Raw genomic sequence first — 18495 nt, forward strand, 5'->3', positions numbered from 1 at the left:
TTGTTTTTCCAAATTATGACAATTGAGAAAACAGTGGAGAGTACATGAATCTGCTACTTATCGGTGTGTTGTTAGCCCTCGTGGCCATCGCATATCAAATTGGGCTGAGAAAGAGCCGTAACATAGCAGGTAAGGGAAGCAACTCGGCGACGTTACATTCTCGTCCTGGTTATTATGGCGCACTGGTTGGTCTTTGGTGCGGTATCCCTGCTTTTTTAATTTTGATCATTTGGAACTTGGTTGAACCAAGTATTTTAAATCATATTATTTTTAATAATATTCCGGCGTCTGTAAGTGCTTCTCTTGATGAAGCGGGTAGAAGTGTATTGGTTGATCGTGTTCAATCAATTGCTTCAGGTTTTGGGGTAAGTGATAAACCGGCAGCCTACGAATTAGCTGCTGCTCAACAGTTTGCAAAATTTCAAACCATTGGCTCTTTTGCCAAATTTGCTGTTGTAATTTGTGCTGCTTTATTGGGGTTGGTTTGGGCAAAGAAAAAAATCAGCCAACAATATCGTGCTCGTAACCAAGTTGAACGTGCCATTAATGTTGGTTTGATTTTATGTTCTGGTGTTGCGATTTTGACAACCATCGGTATCGTAATGTCGATGTTTGGCGAAGCAATGCACTTCTTCCGTTTTGTTAGTCCAATGGACTTTTTCTTTGGTACAGAATGGAATCCGGGCTTTAGTACTTCTGGTAATGCTGAAGGCAGTTATGGTTTATTACCATTGCTATGGGGTACGCTCATGGTCAGTGGTATCGCTCTACTCGTTGCTGTACCAGTTGGATTAATGATCGCAATTTATTTAGCTGAATATGCTTCACCATGGTTCCGCTCATGGGCAAAACCAACAATTGAAGTCTTAGCTGGTATTCCAACAATTGTTTATGGTGTATTTGCCATGATGATTATTGGACCATTCTTTAAAGCAGCGGGTGCATATGTTGGTTTAGAGATTAATGCGACGAGTGCTTTAACTGCTGGCTTTGTAATGGGGATTATGATTATCCCGTTTGTTTCATCTTTGTCTGATGACATTATTACTCAAGTCCCGCGTGCACTACGTGACGGTTCTTTAGGACTTGGTGCGACTAAGTCTGAAACAATCCGTCAAGTTGTATTACCGGCAGCTTTACCTGGTATTACAGGTGCTTTCTTATTGGCAGTCTCTCGCGCCGTTGGGGAAACCATGATTGTGGTTTTAGCAGCAGGGAACAGTCCACTTTTACACGCAAATCCATTTGAAGCTGTTTCGACAGTGACAGTAACTATTGTAAAACAGTTGACTGGAGATACAGACTTCTCAAGTCCACAAGCATTGGTTGCATTCGCGCTAGGTTTAACACTATTTGTTATTACCTTGGGATTAAATATTGTAGCACTGTACATTGTGCGTAAATACCGTGAGCAATACGAATGAGTACATCAAATACATCGTCTCCTATGGATCAGAACGTATTTGATCCGAAAACTGCTGCCGAAACACGTGAACGACGTAAACAGGTTATTGAAAAATCTTTGGCTAAACGTCATCGCAAAGAAAAAGCTTTCCGTTTTGCGGGTTTCTCGGCAGTCATTATTGGTCTTGCATTCGTTGCTCTCTTGTTCGGTAGTATTTTGGCAAAAGGTTTACCTGCTTTTTGGCAAACCAGTATGAACGTTCCAATTTACTTTGACCCTAAAGTGATTGATGCAGGGCCAGTACCTGTACGTACTCAAGGTGAAACACCTGCGCATTACCAAGAACGTTATGTCGATTGGCAAACTAAAATGGGTATGGTCGATTGGGATGGCATCATTGTAAATGGAATGATTGCTAAAGATCCTGCACTTGCATCACAACGTGACTACCTAAGCAGCTTGTATGCAAGCTCGGAAGCTTATCGTCTTCGTGATATGGTTTTTGCAGATCCATCACTCATTGGTAAAAAAGAAAACATTACCTTCTTAGGTGATGCGAACGTCGATGTTTGGTTAAAAGGTAATATTGATCGTTCATTACCAGATGATCAGCAACAACTCGATCCAGAAGTGCGTAAGCTTGCAGATGACTTAAAAGCAAAAGGCGTTCTTGAAAGTACATTTAACTTGAACTTATTTAAGAACCCTGACTCACGTAGTTCTCCAGCAATTAGTGGTCTTGCAGGTGCATTCATGGGTTCATTATTCATGATGCTCATCGTGATCATCATTGCGATCCCAATTGGTGTTGCCAGCGCAATCTATCTCGAAGAGTTTGCTCCAAAAAATGTTCTTACCGATATTATTGAAGTTAACATCAATAACCTTGCTGCTGTTCCTTCAATTGTATTTGGTCTACTTGGTGCTGCGATTTTCATTGGCTGGATGCATTTGCCTTTATCAGCTCCGTTGGTGGGTGGTTTGGTTTTAAGCTTAATGACACTGCCAACAGTGATTATTACCACGCGTGCTTCATTAAAAGCAGTGCCACCTTCTATTCGACAAGCGGCACTTGGTTTGGGAGCTTCTAAGTTCCAAACGATTTTCCATCACGTTTTACCGTTGGCATTACCAGGCATTATGACAGGTGCAATTATTGGTGTTGCACATGCGCTTGGTGAAACCGCACCTTTACTTTTAATTGGAATGAGTGCATTCGTTGCAAGTATTCCAGCAACTCCATTTGATCAAGCAACTGCTTTACCTGTACAGGTTTATTTATGGCAGGGTAATGAGTTGCGTAACTTCTTCGAAGGCCGTACTGCTGCTGCGATTATCGTACTACTTGCATTAATGATTGGTTTAAACAGTCTTGCAATTTGGTTACGTAAAAAGTTCGAAGTGCGTTGGTAATAGAGGATAAATCATGAATACTATTGATATTACGAATTCCTTAGAAAAGGATAAGTTAGTGAATACTGAACAATCTCAATTTACAGATAAATCGCTGAATCATGGCACTTCGTATGTTTCGCATTTTGAACCACATACTTCAAAAAAGCAGAACTCAAACGAAATCAAAATTAGTGCACAAGATGCCCATGTTTATTATGGTGATTTTGAAGCTATCAAGGGTATTGACCTAGATATTTACCAAAATGAAGTGATTGCATTTATTGGTCCTTCAGGTTGTGGTAAATCAACCTTTCTTCGTACGTTAAACCGTATGAACGATACGATTGATGGTTGCCGCGTAACAGGTAAAATTACCCTCGATAACCACAATATTTATGATCCAAATCTAGACGTTGTATTATTGCGTGCTCAGGTTGGTATGGTGTTCCAAAAGCCAAACCCATTCCCTAAATCTATTTTTGACAACGTGGCTTATGGGCCTAAACTTCACGGTTTAGCGCGTGATAAATATGACCTTGAAGAAATTGTTGAAAATAGCTTACGTAAAGCTGGTTTGTGGGATGAGGTTAAAGACCGTTTGAACCAGCCAGGTACAGGTTTATCAGGTGGTCAGCAACAACGTTTATGTATTGCACGTACCATTGCTGTTAGTCCTGAAGTGATTTTAATGGATGAGCCGTGTTCTGCACTCGATCCAATTGCAACAGCAAAAGTAGAAGAACTTATTTCTGAATTGTCGAATCAATACACAATTGTGATTGTGACTCACTCAATGCAACAAGCGGCACGTGTTTCTGATCGTACTGCTTATTTCCATTTAGGTGATTTAATTGAAGTCAATTCAACTGAAAAAGTCTTTACTCAACCTGACCATCAGTTGACGGAAGCGTATATTACTGGTCGCTTCGGTTAATTAATAAACAATAAAAGAAAAAGAGCCACGTGCTCTTTTTTTTATTTTATAAATGAAAATGACTCTATTTTGCAAAATCGCTATTGAATTTTAGTCAAAAGGACCACATCTTAAGGCTATAAAGATAAACTTATGAGCTTAGAATTTTATGTTATTCCATTTGCCTAAACTCCCTGCGGAAATACGTGTCAGCCATTTAAATGCACGTGTCAATGAACAGAGAAAAAAAATTGCGCAAACTACGGCAAGCCGTTTAGAACTTTTACAATTAGCTCAACAACTTGCTAAAGAAGCTAAAATTCGCCGTAAAAATAATCAGAAAATTTTTGTTTTAGATTTCAAAGGTGATATTCAAGCTTCGGCAGTTGAAAACTTGCGTGAAGAAATTACCCTGATTTTAGCAACTGCTAAAGCAGGACGTGATCGTATTGTAGTTCGTCTTGAAAGCCCAGGTGGTATGGTGCATGGTTATGGTCTAGCAGCAGCTCAGTTGGTGCGTTTACGCGATGCAGGTTTTCATTTAACAATTTGTGTTGATAAAGTCGCTGCAAGTGGTGGCTATATGATGGCATGTATTGCAAATGAAATTATTGCAGCACCGTTTGCTATTGTGGGTTCAATTGGCGTGGTTGCTCAAGTTCCAAACTTTAATCGTCTTTTAAAAGAACACAATGTGGATTTTGAGCTTTACACAGCAGGGCAGTATAAGCGTACAGTCACCATGTTTGGTGAAAATACGCCTGAAGGTAAAGCGAAGTTCGAAGAAGAACTGCAACAAACTCATGTGTTATTTAAGCACTTTGTAGAAAAGTATCGCCCACAGCTTAATGTTGATAAGGTGGCGACAGGTGAGCATTGGTATGGTGAAGATGCCCTAGATCTGAACCTTGTTGATAAATTACAAACATCTGATGAGTATTTATTAGCTTTATTACCACAACATGATGTTTATGTCATTAATACACGTAAGAAAGCGACCTTAGGTGAAAAGCTGGGTTTACAAGCAGCGCAAATGGCCGATAGTTTGATTCCTACTGTAATGAGTAAAGTCATGGAAAGCCTAGCAAAGGCGAATACGACGCTTGTGCAGGTACGTGATCCAAAACTATAAGTTTATCTAATTCAAATGTTATAAAAGACCAGCTTAAATGCTGGTTTTTTTATAAAGTTAATATTCAAAATTGTCTTATTAAATGTGCTTAGATTTTTAATGGAAAGTAAAAAATAAATGTTGATAAATATAATTTTTGAATTGTGATAAACACATGGTTTTGATATTTTAAACAGCAATAAAATAGCTTTTAAATGAAATATTTAAAAAGTTAGACATTTAAAAATATAACTGAAATTTAGGACAGGAAATAATGACAAGAATAATTGTAGCATCCAAAGAGGGTTTGGACGTTCTGCAAGATGGTCAGCTCAATAAGGTCGTGTTAAGTAAACCTTCTATTATTCAAATTGGTGTAAGTCAAAAAGATATAGCATCGGTGGAAAAACAAGGTGGAAGTCTAGTCGTCCATTTAAAAAATGGAGAGACTATTGTCTTAGAAAATTTCTTTAATGAAGTAACGAATACGACAGAACATTCACTTGTTCTTCCGACTGAGCATGGAAAATTTGTTGAGGCACAATTTGATGCTCAAGGTAAGGTGATCGACTATACAGGTTTAAACCATGTCACAGATTTAGCCTATACCAGCACGAGCCAACCAGCCTCAACAATGGCGGTTGATGATTCCCCAACTTTTTCGATGGGTAACGTGCTAAAAGCAGGTTTAGCGGTTTTAGCCGCTGAAGGTTTATATCTTTGGGCTTTTGATAATGATGACAAAGATGACTCGCCTGTTAATGTTCCAACCACTGCGAAACCAACAGAAGTAAAACTTGCAGATGATGCGGTTACGGTCACTGGTAAAGCCGAAGCTAATGCAAAAATTTATATTAAAGATTTAAGTGGAAATGTAATTGCTTCAGGTAACGCAGATGCAAGTGGTAATTTTACGATTAAGCTCGATAAACCTTTGACAGATGGAAATAAATTAAATGTTTCAGCTCAAAGTGAAGGTGGTAAAGAGTCTAGTGCTTATTCTATTACAGGTCCAAAAGACACAATTGCTCCAGATGCACCAGAAGCTCAATTAAATGAAGATGGTTCGATCTTGGATGGTAAGACTGAACCTAGGGCTACTGTAAAAATCTATGATGCCAGTGGCAATTTAATAGATACTATAAAAACAAATTCGGAAGGAAAGTTTTCTTACAAATTTACTCCACCTTTGACGAGTGACGCAGGTGGAAAAGTTGTTGCTGTGGATGAGGCTGGAAATGAATCTGAAGCAACGCTTATTTTTGCTGGCAAAGATACCATTCCTCCAAAAGCTCCTTTACTGGAAGTAAATAAAGAAGGTACCACAGTCGAAGGACAAACTGAGCCTAATGCAAAAGTTCAGATAAAAGATGCTGATGGTAAAGTGATTGGAACTGGTACCGCAAACGCACAAGGTGAGTTTCAAATCACGCTTTCGCCTGCATTAAAAGAGTCCCAAAAGGCAACAGTTGTTGTTGAAGATGCAGCAGGTAATACCTCTAAGCCTTTAGAAATTAAAGCTGGCTATGACACTATTGCACCGGATAAACCTACAGCCCAAATTAATGCTGATGGCACAACCGTAACAGGAACTGCCGAAGCTAATGCAAAAATACAAATAACAATAGGTACTAAGGTTATTGGTAGTGGAGTAGCTGATGCGGATGGGAAATTTACAATTACGATTTCACCCGCTTTAACTGTTAAAGATAAGGCCTCTGTATCTGCTATAGATGCCTCTGGCAATAGTTCTGTAGCTCTGGAAATCAATGGTACAAAGGATACACCTCCTGATAAACCGAGTTTTAAGGTATATGATGATAATGGGACCGCTATAAAACAAATCCTTGCTAACTCTGAAACAGATGATGCGACCCCAAAATTTACGGTTAAAGCTGAATCCAATGCGACCTTGACCATTTACGATAACGGAGTAGCAATTTCGATTATTAAAATAGGTCAAGTAAATGCTAGTGGTGAGTGGTCATTTACACTTGATAAAACTTTAGCCATTGGTAAACATACTATTACCTTAATGCAAACCGATGCGGCAGGGTTTACCAGTGAAGTGAGTTTACCTTTTACGTTTGATGTAGTCGCTCCAAAGGCTGCCAGTTTAAGTGAGTTAGCTGTTGATACTGCTCATACAGAAACTGTATCTGTTGCTGATAGCGTTGGGTTAAATACATTAAAGTTAGTACAAAGCACAACAAATGAAACGGATAGCCAGGAGCAGAAATCTGTGCCATTAGATGATTTGTTAAAAAGCTCTACATCTAGTGAACCAGACCCAATTGAAACTCTTTTGTCTTCAGCGGCATTAAAGCCTACTCAGGTAAATGATCAGAGTGATATAACTACGAACGCTAGTAATATCACTGCCAATCTTGAGCATGTTTTACCTGATACAACTTCTTCAGTTTTACAAAGCCTTTTAGAACAAACCTATCCTGTTGTCTAAAGTGATCTTAAAAAAGCGCTCATTGAGCGCTTTTTTATTTATGAGTTATTTGTTTTAGATGGAAGCATCAGTGCAAGAAGTCCATAGAAAATTGCACCAATGGTCGCTAACAGCATATCTTTATGGGCATCCCACATATCGCCTTGTTGCCCATTATAATTTTCGGCTTCTTCCGGAGATAGTCCAATAGCAATTGCCCATTCAATAAGTTCATATAAAACACTTGATGCCATTACAAATTGAACTACTAATAAAAAAAGACTGAATGGCTTTACTGATGGTAACCACACTTGAAACACGCGATAAGTAAGAGGGTAGAGAAAAATACCATAGGCAAGATGAACCAAACGATCATACATATTACGGGACCAACCCATGTATTGATCTAAATTAAAATTGAATACCTGTTGTATCCAATCATTGTATGGAACGTATGAATACAGGTAATGTGCGCCAACAATATGGATGAGCAAAAACAGCAGATAGAAAGTAAAACTTAAAAAATCGAGTCCAATCTTCTTAAAAATAACAAAGAGCAAAATCAACATAAACACTGTGCCCGCTTGATGAAGTAAATAGGCTTCAAATTCAAGAGGCTGAATAGCTGAAATGACAATCGCAATCAAAAGCAAGCCAAGAGCAATATAGTGTTTAAGTTTGAATTGTTTTTCGATCATTTTATGAAGTCTTTATTGTGATTTATATGAGTGTAATAAAAAAGCGAAGCCTAAGCTCCGCTTTTTGTAAACTTTTTAATTAAATTTTGCTAATTAGATCGTTAATTTGTTTCGCTTGTTCAGCTGCATTACCTGTGTAAGTTGCAGGAGTAAGTTCAGCTAAGCGTGCACGTTCTTCGCTTGGTACTTGAGAAAGTTCATCACCATTTACGAAATTAACCATCATGTCACGCGTCATTGCTTGACCACGAGTTAATGCTTTTAATTTTTCGTATGGTTTTTCAATGTTGTAGCGACGCATTACAGTTTGAATCGGTTCAGCTAAAACTTCTTGAGCTTGGTCTAAATCTTCATTTAAACGGTTTGCATTTAACTCAAGTTTACCAACACCTTTTAAGCACGCATCGAAAGCAATTAAGCTTTGTGCAAAACCAACACCCATATTACGTAATACAGTAGAGTCAGTTAAGTCACGCTGCCAGCGAGAAATTGGTAATTTTTCGCCTAAGTGAGCTAATACTGCATTTGCAATACCTAGGTTACCTTCAGAGTTTTCAAAGTCAATTGGGTTAACTTTGTGTGGCATTGTTGATGAACCAACTTCGCCTTCTTTCAATTTTTGTTTGAAGTAACCTAAAGAGATGTAACCCCATACGTCACGGTTAAAGTCGATTAAAATCGTATTGAAACGACGTAACGCATCAAACAACTCTGCCATGTAGTCATGTGGTTCGATTTGAGTTGTATAAGGGTTGAATGTTAAACCTAAAGATTCAACAAAAGCTTGTGCGTGAGCAGCCCAATCAACATCTGGATAAGCAGAAAGGTGAGCATTGTAGTTACCTACAGCACCATTGATTTTGCCAAGTAACTCAACGTTTTCAAATTGTTTGATTTGACGAGCTAAACGGTATGCCACGTTCGCCATTTCTTTACCCAAAGTTGTTGGGCTAGCAGTTTGACCGTGTGTACGAGACAACATTGGTTGTTCTGCGTGAGTCGTTGCCAAAGCAGAGATTGCATTAAGGATTTGCTTCATGCTTGATACTAAAACTTCACGACCGTTTTTAAGCATAAGCGCGTGAGACAAATTGTTGATGTCTTCAGAGGTACATGCAAAGTGAATGAATTCACCCGCATTTTGTAATTCAGCGATACCGGCAATTTTCTCTTTTAAGAAATACTCAACTGCTTTAACGTCATGGTTAGTCGTACGTTCAATCTCTTTAATACGATTTGCATCTTCTTCAGAGAAGTTGCTAACAATTGCATCTAAAGCTGCATTTGTTTCGTTTGAAAAAGGTGCAACTTCAACAATTTCCGGACGGTTAGAAAGTGCTTGTAACCAACGCACTTCTACAGTGACACGAGCATGGATTAAACCAAACTCAGAAAGAAAAGGGCGTAGCGCATCACATTTGCTGGCATAACGTCCATCTAATGGTGATAGTGCGGTTAAAGCGTTCATAACGATTCCTTAATGTTGGAATAAACATAAAACTAAAAAAATCTCGTTTATAGTCTTAAACGACTTGGTACTGTAAACGAGCAAGTGCTTGAATATCCTGTAGCAATTTACGTTTGCTAAAAATCATGTTCCATGAACTACCGCCGAGTTGTCGCCATAAATGGGCCATTTGCAAGCCAGTAAACAGACAAGCACGGATGCGGTTAGTATGGTTGGTATCTTTAAATGCTTCTGCATTACCACGAACTAAAATGCGTGGATTAATCTGGCCAGCCGTATCAACATAAGTTTGCGCCAAATTAGCTAAAATGCTCGGGTGTAAGTAGTTATTATCAAAAAAAGACAGCTGTTTTAAAATTTTCTGCTGAGCTTTTTCAATGATTGCGACATATTCAGGGTTGCTATAAACCTTTTTTTCTAGCTGCAAGAGCGACATCGCGTAGGACATTGGCAATTTGGCCGTTCCCATTTTTGGAAGGCGAGACTTAGGCATGTTCGAAAAAGGTTGAGTAATACAATTTTCGAGTGTTTTAAGCCCTAAAGAGATATCTGCTAATTGATTAAAAAAATCTAAGGTTTGAACACCATTGTTAGCTGTAGGGCGAATATTTAAACTTGCTTTGATTAATAGTTCAAAATAGAAGTTACCACTTTCACCAATACTTTGCTGACCCGTCATGGCTGTCATATGGGTGAGCTGAGTGGCCTGAAATACCCCAGCCAAGGCAAGGGCACGGTTTTGGCGAACATTCAAGGCTTGTGATTGTTGAAATGGTAACTCCACCATGCCATTCATTCCCTTAAATAAAATTTGGTATAGGGGCATTTGTATGGTGAATGACACCCCCGCCTAAGCAAACTTCATCTGAATAAAATACAACGCTTTGACCCGGTGTAACAGCACGCTGAGGTTCATCAAACTCAACGCGAACACCGTGTTCAGTGCTTTCATCAATAAAAATTGTACATCCCTGATCAGGTTGGCGATAACGCGTTTTAGCTGTACAGCGTAATCCTTCAACTGGAATATTTTGTTCACCAGCTACCCAGTCAATTGACTCACTCCACAGTTGAGTACTTTGCATGAGTGGGTGTTCATGTCCCTGACCAACAACGAGGCGATTATTGGCCAGATCTTTATGTAGTACGAACCATGCACCTTCAGCTGCACCTTTCAAACCACCTAGACCAATTCCGCCACGTTGACCGAGCGTATAGTACATCAGACCGTGATGTTCACCAACTTCTTTACCTGTATCAAGTACAATTTTCCCGGGCTGAGCGGGTAAATATTGTTTAAGGAAGTCATTAAAACGACGTTCCCCAATAAAACAGATTCCTGTTGAGTCCTTTTTCTTGGCTGTAGCAAGATCAAGTTCTTCAGCAATTCTGCGAACTTCAGGTTTTTCGATTTCACCTACTGGGAATAAGGTTTTATTAATTTCTCTACCATGAACGGCATGTAAGAAATAGGTTTGGTCTTTATTGTTATCTACACCACGTAATAATGGTGCGTATGCTTCGCCTTTAGAGTTATATGCAGTTTCACCACGGCGTGCGTAATGGCCAGTCGCAATAAAGTCTGCACCTAAAGTCATAGCATGATCTAAAAATGCGCGGAATTTAATTTCTTTATTACATAAAATATCTGGGTTTGGTGTGCGACCAGCAGCATATTCAGCTAGGAAAAGTTCAAACACTCGATCCCAATATTCCATCGCAAAGTTTGCTGTGTGCAGCTTAATACCGATTTTATCAGCTACAGCTTGGGCATCAGCTAAGTCTTCCATTGCCGTACAGTATTCCGTGCCGTCGTCTTCCTCCCAGTTCTTCATGAAAAGACCTTCAACTTGATAACCCTGTTGAAGTAAAAGTGCTGCAGAAACAGAAGAGTCTACACCACCAGACATACCGACGATGACACGTTGTTGCATAGGACTAGGCATCCAAATGAGAAGTTAATGAGGGAGAGAAGGGGTGCTCATAAATAAGCGATAAAGGATAATGGTGGCCTTTCATAGCATCTTCAACTGCTTTTAGCACAAGAGGACTGCGAGCACGGGCAGATTCTTTGAGTTCATCCGGTGTCATCCACACAGCAGCGATAATACCTGTGTCGAGTTGAGGATCACTTTCAACCTGAGTTACATGCGCTAGAAAACAGAAACGGTAATAAGTGCGATCGGGAAACATTGGCGGGGTATAAGTATAAATACCAAGTAAGGCATCAATTTCAACATGATGGCCTGTTTCTTCAAGTGTTTCTCGAATGGCAGCTTCTGTTAATGACTCACCACATTCCACATGACCAGCAGGTTGGTTAAATACTGTGTGTACAAAACCTTCGCTATGCTCTTCTACAAACAGATAGCGTCCGTCTTTTTCTACGACTGTAGCAACAGTGACATGAGGAGTCCACGCGGCCATAAAAAAGCACCATGATTTAAAAGACGTATAATACGAAATTTAGGGGTTTTTGGCTACGATAAGATTTTTATAGATTACAGTATTGTAAATCTTTTTACTCATCAAGATTTGTTATTTGCCATGAATTATTAATGGAGTCTCTCTCAGCAGTTTGGCCGTAGTCAAGATCAAAAACTTCATTTAAGCTCGAATCTCTTAATATCATTTGTTCTAAGGCGACAAGACGAATATCTTCAGGTTCCTGATTACCTGTCAAAAATTGCCAATCTCCATCATTATCATGTACAACTCTTAAAATAGGTTGATTGAACTCCAGACACTGTCGAGTGGTGAAAACCCCTAAATTTTTGGCCTCTCTAAATTTAAAATCAGCATTTCGATCTAGTAAAGGCTGATCATAAATAAACTCTTCTTGATATCCATCTTCCCAAGGAAATTTGTCATTGCGATCAGTCCAGACTAATTGTAAAGCTGAGAATTTATTATGTTGGTAATAATTTAACGCCCCACCAAAATAATCATCAATATTCCTGAAGTCTACAGGTAAAAACTGAGCACGACTTTCTTTAAAAAACTGATCATCATAATCTTGATAGGAGGTAATTTTTTCGCCATTTTTAATTAGGTTTGCTACATCATTAATAATGAGATGAGCTAGATCCGTAGGTAATCCAAAACAAATAATTTCAGGATGCTGATAACTCTCATATAAACCCACACTGTAACTGAAAGAAGGTAAATAGTTCGTTGCACTAATTCCCATAACTTGTAATCCATATTTTTCAATATTGATTTTGATTTGGTTTATTAGCTCATGTTCAGTAGGGCAATTATGGGTATTATCTAAGCTCATTATTTATTTCTCAAAGGTTTCTTATTTTTGTAAGTGGAATATATGTATCAATTAAACTAAAAATAGCAAAGTTAGACTTTACTATTTTTATGATTATTTTGCACTTTTACATAATGTCTTGCTGAATAAGGAAGAAACGCCAGTTCTTTTTCAGTCAATGGTCGCACTTGTTGTACAGGGCTTCCTACATAAAGATAACCACTCTTTAAGACTTTGCGAGGCGGAACTAAACTTCCTGCACCAATCATCACATCATCTTCAATAATTACGTCATCTAGAATAACGGTGTTGATTCCGACTAAAACACGGTTACCGATGGTACAGCCATGCAAAGTCACATGGTGTCCAACCGTTACATCTTCACCAATAATCAGAGGTGAACCATTCGGTTTGGCATCATTTTTATGGCTTACATGCAACATACAATGGTCTTGTACGTTACTGTTTTTGCCAATTTGAATACTATTTACGTCACCACGGATGACTGCAAAAGGCCAGACAGAAACATTTTCAGCTAAGCTAACGTCACCAACTACAACAGCCATTTCATCGATATAACATGTTTTATCTACTTGAGGGTGATGTTCAAGATAAGGACGAATGTTCTTTGCCATAAGTAGTATCAAAATAAAATTTAGTCGAATTATAAAATAAAAAAGCACTCAAGCTAAATAGCATGAGTGCTAAATTCAACTATTCTAAAATTAGAATAAGTTGCTGAAGAATTGCTTGATATGGTCGATTAAACGAGCAAAGAAACCTGCTTCTTCAACTGGCTTTAATGCAACTAACGGCTTTTCAGCAATTACTTTGCCATCTAAGCTAGCAACAAGTTTACCCACAACTTGACCTTTTTGAAGTGGTGCATTTAAGTTAGGTTGAACGACTAACTGAGTTTTAATGCCATCAGCTTTACCTTTAGGCATAGTTACACTAAAGTTTTCCGCTAAACCGACTTGAACTTCATCTTCTTTACCAAACCAAACTTTTGCTTTTGCAAGAACTTGATTGGCTGGTTGAACATTTGCAGTTTCAAAGTTTGCAAAGCCCCAAGCCAGTAACGTACGAGTTTGGTCTGCACGTTCAGACATGCTTGGAGTACCAAAAATCACTGAAATTAAACGCATTGGACCGCGTTTACTAGAAGTAGTTAAGCAGTAGCCCGCTTCATCTGTATGACCTGTTTTTAAACCATCTACACTTGGGTCAGTGTAAAGCAAGGCATTACGGTTACCTTGTTTAATACCATTAAAAGTAAATTCTTTTTCAGAGTAAATTGGATAGTATTTTGAACTGTCTTTAATAATATGTTGTGCTAACACAGCCATATCTTTTGCAGTTGAATAGTGACCTTCAGCAGGCATGCCGGTCGAGTTAATAAACTGGGTGTTCACCATGCCGATACGTTTTGCTTCCTGATTCATCATATGAGCAAACGTGCCTTCATTTCCTGCAATATGTTCAGCCATTGCTTTTGATGCATCATTACCTGACTGGATAATAATACCGCGGAGCATTTCTAGAACAGTCGCTGTACCGTTTAAAGGAACATACATACATGATTCAGAACTACTTCCTTTACACCATGCAGACTCGTTCATACGAACCTGCTCATTTTCAGTCAGTTCACCTTTTAATAATTTTTGTTCAATGATGTAACTGGTCATCATTTTTGTCATAGACGCAGGTGCAAGCTTTTCGTTTTCATTTTTAGAAGCGAGAATCTGTCCTGTCTCATAATCCATTAATACATAAGACTTATTATTTAATTCTGGCGGAGCTGATAAGACAGTTGCTGCATAAGAAAAACTTGGTAAGAGGAGTAGTGCAGCAATAGCGCTTTTTCGAGTCATTCTAGGTAATTCCAATATCTTGTATGAAGCAGAAGAGCCTAGCATTTTAGGATAAAGCAAAGCCGACTTCTACGGGAGAAGTCGGCTTTTTCAAACAGTATTGTAACTCAAGAGTTTTTTACTAATTTAGTTTTGCGATTGATATGCTTTCACGTCTTGGCAAACTAATGTGTTTTGTTCATCACCAGCAGCTTTCGCATCGCTACGTGCTTCTTTTAAGTATTTCTTGAAAGCTTTGTCTTTACTACGTTTTTCTAATGCAGAAACAGCATCAGTTTCATTTGGTAGGTAGTCTTTAACTAAACGTTCATAGCCTTGAGCAAAATCAGCGTCTTTTTTACCAATCAAACTTGGACAAATTTCAGAAAGCACTTGAATTGCAGCTAATTCTTCAGGAGTCGTGCCTTGTTGTGGAGTAACTTCAACAACATTTTCATTTTCGGTTTTCTTTTCAGTTGTTTTCTTCTTATCAGCAGCAAAACCAGCTGTTGCCATGCTCATAAGTAAAACCAAAGAGAGCGATTGAACTAAGCTTTTCTTCATAAACATCGATAACCCAAAATAAAATTTCTAAATATGCCGTTAGCTTAACCAATTTAGAATTTAAAAAAATGGAAAAAATGTATTGTTATGTTGGTTTTCTGCTTAATGGCAAACAGAAAACCCAAAATGAATAAGTTTCTATATCATAAAAGAGTAAGATCTATTCTTTATAATTAACGATCTCTTCACAGAGCTCATGTTGCTCATGATGGTCCATTTGTTTTGCCGCAAGACGTGCTTCATTTAATAAAGTTTTAAATTCAGCATCGTTTTGTAGAGTTGCTAAGGTCATTGATTTATTTGAATAACCACTTAAATACATCGCAATAATCTTTTGAGCGTTTGACTCAAATTTTTTATTTGTTCCGACAAAAGTAGGGCAGATTTCCTGCAAAACTTGCGTTGCGGCAATGTCATCTTTAATTAAGCTATCAGCCTCTTGTGTTGAGATATCCTCATCTGCAAAAACCGCTTGCGTACACAATGTGATACTGATCCCCAATACCTGAAAAAAAGGAGCGAAAGTTTTCATTTTTTCACAATTTTATAATGCTATGGAGGCATAAATATATATAATTCAACAAATAATTCAATTGTGAAAACCTTTAGGTTTATTTGTAGAGAAAGATTTTAGTGAATATTTTAATTGCGAATGATGACGGTGTTTTTGCGCCAGGTATACAGGCTTTAGCTGAAGCATTAAGACCACTTGGACGCGTGGTTGTGGTTGCGCCAGAAAGTGAAAGAAGTGGTTTCTCAAGTGCATTAACATTGGATCGACCATTACGCCCCATTCAAATTGCCGAAGATGTTTGGGCAGTGAATGGTACACCAGCAGATTGTGTTTATTTATCCATGAATGGATTGTTTGATTTTGAGTTTGACTTGGTCGTGAGCGGAATCAATAGTGGCGCGAACTTAGGTGATGATGTTTTATATTCGGGAACGGTAGGGGCCGCATTTGAAGGTCGTTTAATGAAACAACCTGCAATCGCTGTGTCTTTAGCGGGTCCTGATGTGCGTGCCTATAACAATAAAGAAGATTATGCTCAGGCTGCTAAATGGGTACATGATTTTATTGCAAGCGGATTACCAGCTTTACCTCCGCGACATATCTTTAATATTAATATTCCTGACGTGCCGCAGTTAAAAGGAGCACAGATTACTTATCAAGGGCGCCGTGCTCAATCTAAGCCTATTACCAGTCATGTCGATCCACGCGGACGTCAAGTTTACTGGATTGGATTAGCAGGTGAGGCGGTTACAGATCCGCAACGTGTTTCTAGCCAGATTCAATCTGATTTCTTTGCCGTTGCAAACGGTTATGTAAGTGTTACCCCTATTCAAATGGATGCAACAAATTACGCTGTTTTAGAAGATTTACAGATCAGTTTGAGTCAATAATTTGCCTCGAATGTTATAACTTTGTGAATAAAGAAAAAGAGGAACGTGTTTCCTCTTACTTTTTTGGTACTCTTAGCCGAAATGATTTGTAGCATTTAGTGAGGGAGATCAATGCATTTAATTGGGCAACAAAGCAGAGTGCATATCCAAAAAGACAAAATAATGAAAATTATGTTGTTGTCTGTGGCTGTAGGTTTTACCGTTGCTATGGCAGGGTGTGCTTCTAAACCACAAATTAATAATAGTTCTCGCTATGCAATGGCTCCTAACTATTACACAGTTCGTTCAGGTGATACTTTAAGTGGTATCGCAATGCGTTATGGCCTCGACTATATTAGTATTGCCGAAATGAATGATATTGCTCCGCCATATCGTATTTATGTTAATCAGTCTTTGCGTTTGAAGAAAGGTTCTTCACCAAGAACAGTATCTACGCAAGTCATGGCACAACCTGAGCAAATCAAACGTCAAACCATTGCTCTACCAACCACACAACCTGTTACACCAGTAACTCAGCCTACAACGACCGCACCGTCAACGAATACGACAGTGACTTCGGTTGCACCAAATTCTAGTTTACGCTGGATAAAACCGAATAACGGGCCAGTGATTCAAGGGTTTAATTTGGCAAATAATGTCAAAGGAATCCGTTATGGTGGAAATCAGGGTGACCCTATTTATGCCGCAGCAGATGGTCAAGTTGTCTACGCAGCTGATGGCTTAAAAGAATACGGCAATCTGGTTTTAATTAAGCATATTGACGGCTATATCAGTGCCTATGCCCACAATAGCAAGATGTTGGTGAAAAGCGGTGACAATGTAACTGCTGGACAAAAAATTGCAGAGATGGGCTCTACTGGGGCTTCTCAGGTCATGCTTGAGTTCCAGATCCGTTTGGATGGAAAACCAATTAATCCTATAAATCTTTTACCAAAATAGCTAATGCATAAAACTTAGGTTTCCTCGTATAATATAATTGGTTGCTTTCATTACAACAATAAGCATTTTTTTATAAATTTAGAATTAGATTTGAGGAAACCTATGTTAGATCAGCTTCGTGCGATGGGTGTTTTTGCTTGTGTGGTTGAAAAAAGTTCATTTAGTGGTGCGGCACGTGAATTAGGAATTACAACAAGTGCGGTGAGCCAGCAGATTCGATCCCTTGAGCATGAAATGGATGTAATTCTATTACATCGCTCCACGCGTAAACTCAGTTTGACAGAAGCCGGACAGGCTTTTTTTTCAAGCTGTCAAGAAATGTTGGCGGCTGCTGAAAGGGGGAAAATCAGAATTAATGAGTTGAGGGATGACTTAATTGGGGATTTGCGTATCGCAACTACTCCTGATTTAGCAGTTCAGCACCTCATTCCTGCGTTATCTCACTGGATGTCAGCTCATCGCGGTTTATCTGTGCATTTTGAAGTTGGGCATCGTTATATCGACTTAATTGAAGAGCGAATTGATATTGCAGTGCGCATGAGTTCTACGCCAGTAGAAGAAAGTAGCTCTGTCATTCCGATGGCTTTTGTCGATCAGATTTTAGTAGCTTCTCCAAGTTATCTGAATCAGTCTAGTCCAATTGTGCATCCTAATGATTTAAGAGATCATGAATTATTATCGATCAATGTCATGAATGACGCACACCATTTCCATTTTCAACATGTAAAAACGGGCGAAACACTTAATGTTGAAATGCAAAGCCGTTTGCAGAGCAATAATTTACAAGTTGCAAAAGCGTTATGTCAGCAAGGACATGGTATTGCAAGAATTTTATATTTAGATGCTCAAAAAGAGTTAAAAAATGGTTCTTTAATTGAACTCATGCCAGATTGGAAATTACCAACTTTTACTTTGTATGCAGAAGTTGCCAAGCATGACCAACAGCCAATGAAAATTCAGCGCTGTGTTGAAGCACTTAAACAATATTTTAGTCAGTTAGCAGGAGGACGAGCGATCCAAATCGTTCGTTAATTTTGCCACTCTAA

General features: G+C 38.7%; 18 protein-coding genes. 8 read left to right on the top strand and 10 right to left on the bottom strand.

Features of this window, described 5'->3' with window-relative positions; genetic code table 11:
* Positions 1 to 44: 44 nt before the first annotated feature.
* From pstC to blp2, 5 genes are all read left to right on the top strand, one after another.
* Entirely contained in the window at positions 45 to 1424 is a 1380-nt protein-coding gene (pstC, locus tag ACTJJH_RS11550) for a phosphate ABC transporter permease subunit PstC (RefSeq protein ID WP_320124333.1), read from the top strand.
* Complete coding sequence (gene pstA, locus ACTJJH_RS11555; RefSeq protein WP_039759455.1) at positions 1421 to 2818, top strand: phosphate ABC transporter permease PstA; 1398 nt, start codon at positions 1421 to 1423, stop codon at positions 2816 to 2818. Before pstC ends, pstA begins: the two co-directional genes overlap by 4 nt.
* 13 nt (positions 2819 to 2831) lie before the next feature.
* Positions 2832 to 3734 (top strand): phosphate ABC transporter ATP-binding protein PstB, encoded by a 903-nt coding sequence (gene pstB / locus ACTJJH_RS11560; protein WP_005067963.1) that lies wholly within the window; start codon positions 2832 to 2834, stop codon positions 3732 to 3734.
* Positions 3735 to 3882: 148 nt separating this feature from the next.
* Entirely contained in the window at positions 3883 to 4845 is a 963-nt protein-coding gene (sohB, locus tag ACTJJH_RS11565) for a protease SohB (protein ID WP_002118820.1), read from the top strand.
* A 253-nt stretch (positions 4846 to 5098) separates the two neighbouring features.
* Positions 5099 to 7285, top strand: a complete 2187-nt coding sequence (gene blp2 / locus ACTJJH_RS11570; RefSeq protein WP_440601151.1) for an Ig-like repeat protein Blp2 — start codon at positions 5099 to 5101, stop codon at positions 7283 to 7285.
* 38 nt (positions 7286 to 7323) lie between these two features.
* Here the strand turns inward: blp2 and ACTJJH_RS11575 are convergent, their stop codons facing one another.
* From ACTJJH_RS11575 to ACTJJH_RS11620, 10 genes are all read right to left on the bottom strand, one after another.
* Complete coding sequence (locus tag ACTJJH_RS11575; RefSeq protein ID WP_017387269.1) at positions 7324 to 7962, bottom strand: DUF2238 domain-containing protein; 639 nt, start codon at positions 7960 to 7962, stop codon at positions 7324 to 7326.
* Between the two features lie 79 nt (positions 7963 to 8041).
* The gene (gene purB, locus ACTJJH_RS11580; protein ID WP_002118712.1) at positions 8042 to 9430 is read right to left on the bottom strand and encodes an adenylosuccinate lyase; all 1389 of its coding nucleotides are present in this window, start codon (positions 9428 to 9430) and stop codon (positions 8042 to 8044) included.
* Between the two features lie 55 nt (positions 9431 to 9485).
* The gene (gene hflD / locus ACTJJH_RS11585) at positions 9486 to 10217 is read right to left on the bottom strand and encodes a high frequency lysogenization protein HflD (RefSeq protein WP_002118587.1); all 732 of its coding nucleotides are present in this window, start codon (positions 10215 to 10217) and stop codon (positions 9486 to 9488) included.
* Positions 10218 to 10230: 13 nt separating this feature from the next.
* Entirely contained in the window at positions 10231 to 11364 is a 1134-nt protein-coding gene (mnmA, locus tag ACTJJH_RS11590; protein ID WP_440601152.1) for a tRNA 2-thiouridine(34) synthase MnmA, read from the bottom strand.
* A 4-nt stretch (positions 11365 to 11368) separates the two neighbouring features.
* A complete protein-coding gene (locus tag ACTJJH_RS11595; protein WP_032063058.1) occupies positions 11369 to 11857 on the bottom strand; it encodes an NUDIX hydrolase in 489 nt (162 codons plus the stop codon).
* A gap of 94 nt (positions 11858 to 11951) precedes the next feature.
* A complete protein-coding gene (locus ACTJJH_RS11600) occupies positions 11952 to 12710 on the bottom strand; it encodes a DUF4262 domain-containing protein (protein WP_262519486.1) in 759 nt (252 codons plus the stop codon).
* Positions 12711 to 12781: 71 nt separating this feature from the next.
* A complete protein-coding gene (locus ACTJJH_RS11605) occupies positions 12782 to 13324 on the bottom strand; it encodes a gamma carbonic anhydrase family protein (RefSeq protein ID WP_320124339.1) in 543 nt (180 codons plus the stop codon).
* 90 nt (positions 13325 to 13414) lie between these two features.
* Positions 13415 to 14563, bottom strand: coding sequence for a D-alanyl-D-alanine carboxypeptidase PBP5/6 (dacC, locus tag ACTJJH_RS11610; RefSeq protein ID WP_002118558.1), 1149 nt, complete (start codon positions 14561 to 14563; stop codon positions 13415 to 13417).
* A gap of 126 nt (positions 14564 to 14689) precedes the next feature.
* Positions 14690 to 15112, bottom strand: coding sequence for an MCR_0457 family protein (locus tag ACTJJH_RS11615; protein WP_002118406.1), 423 nt, complete (start codon positions 15110 to 15112; stop codon positions 14690 to 14692).
* A 154-nt stretch (positions 15113 to 15266) separates the two neighbouring features.
* Positions 15267 to 15638 carry an MCR_0457 family protein gene (locus ACTJJH_RS11620; RefSeq protein ID WP_440601153.1) on the bottom strand — a complete coding sequence of 124 codons (372 nt, stop codon included), beginning with the start codon at positions 15636 to 15638 and terminating at the stop codon, positions 15267 to 15269.
* Positions 15639 to 15739: 101 nt separating this feature from the next.
* Here ACTJJH_RS11620 and surE point away from each other — a divergent pair, with 101 nt between their 5' ends.
* The 3 genes from surE to ACTJJH_RS11635 all read left to right on the top strand — a co-directional run bounded on the left by surE (position 15740) and on the right by ACTJJH_RS11635 (position 18481).
* Positions 15740 to 16510, top strand: a complete 771-nt coding sequence (gene surE / locus ACTJJH_RS11625; RefSeq protein WP_002118784.1) for a 5'/3'-nucleotidase SurE — start codon at positions 15740 to 15742, stop codon at positions 16508 to 16510.
* A gap of 111 nt (positions 16511 to 16621) precedes the next feature.
* Positions 16622 to 17449 (top strand): peptidoglycan DD-metalloendopeptidase family protein, encoded by an 828-nt coding sequence (locus ACTJJH_RS11630; protein WP_002119027.1) that lies wholly within the window; start codon positions 16622 to 16624, stop codon positions 17447 to 17449.
* A 102-nt stretch (positions 17450 to 17551) separates the two neighbouring features.
* Positions 17552 to 18481 carry a LysR family transcriptional regulator gene (locus ACTJJH_RS11635; RefSeq protein ID WP_002118686.1) on the top strand — a complete coding sequence of 310 codons (930 nt, stop codon included), beginning with the start codon at positions 17552 to 17554 and terminating at the stop codon, positions 18479 to 18481.
* The last annotated feature ends 14 nt before the right edge of the window (positions 18482 to 18495 follow it).

It is taken from the genome of Acinetobacter sp. 22301 (assembly GCF_052045285.1).
In the GTDB taxonomy this organism is placed as follows: domain Bacteria; phylum Pseudomonadota; class Gammaproteobacteria; order Pseudomonadales; family Moraxellaceae; genus Acinetobacter; species Acinetobacter pittii.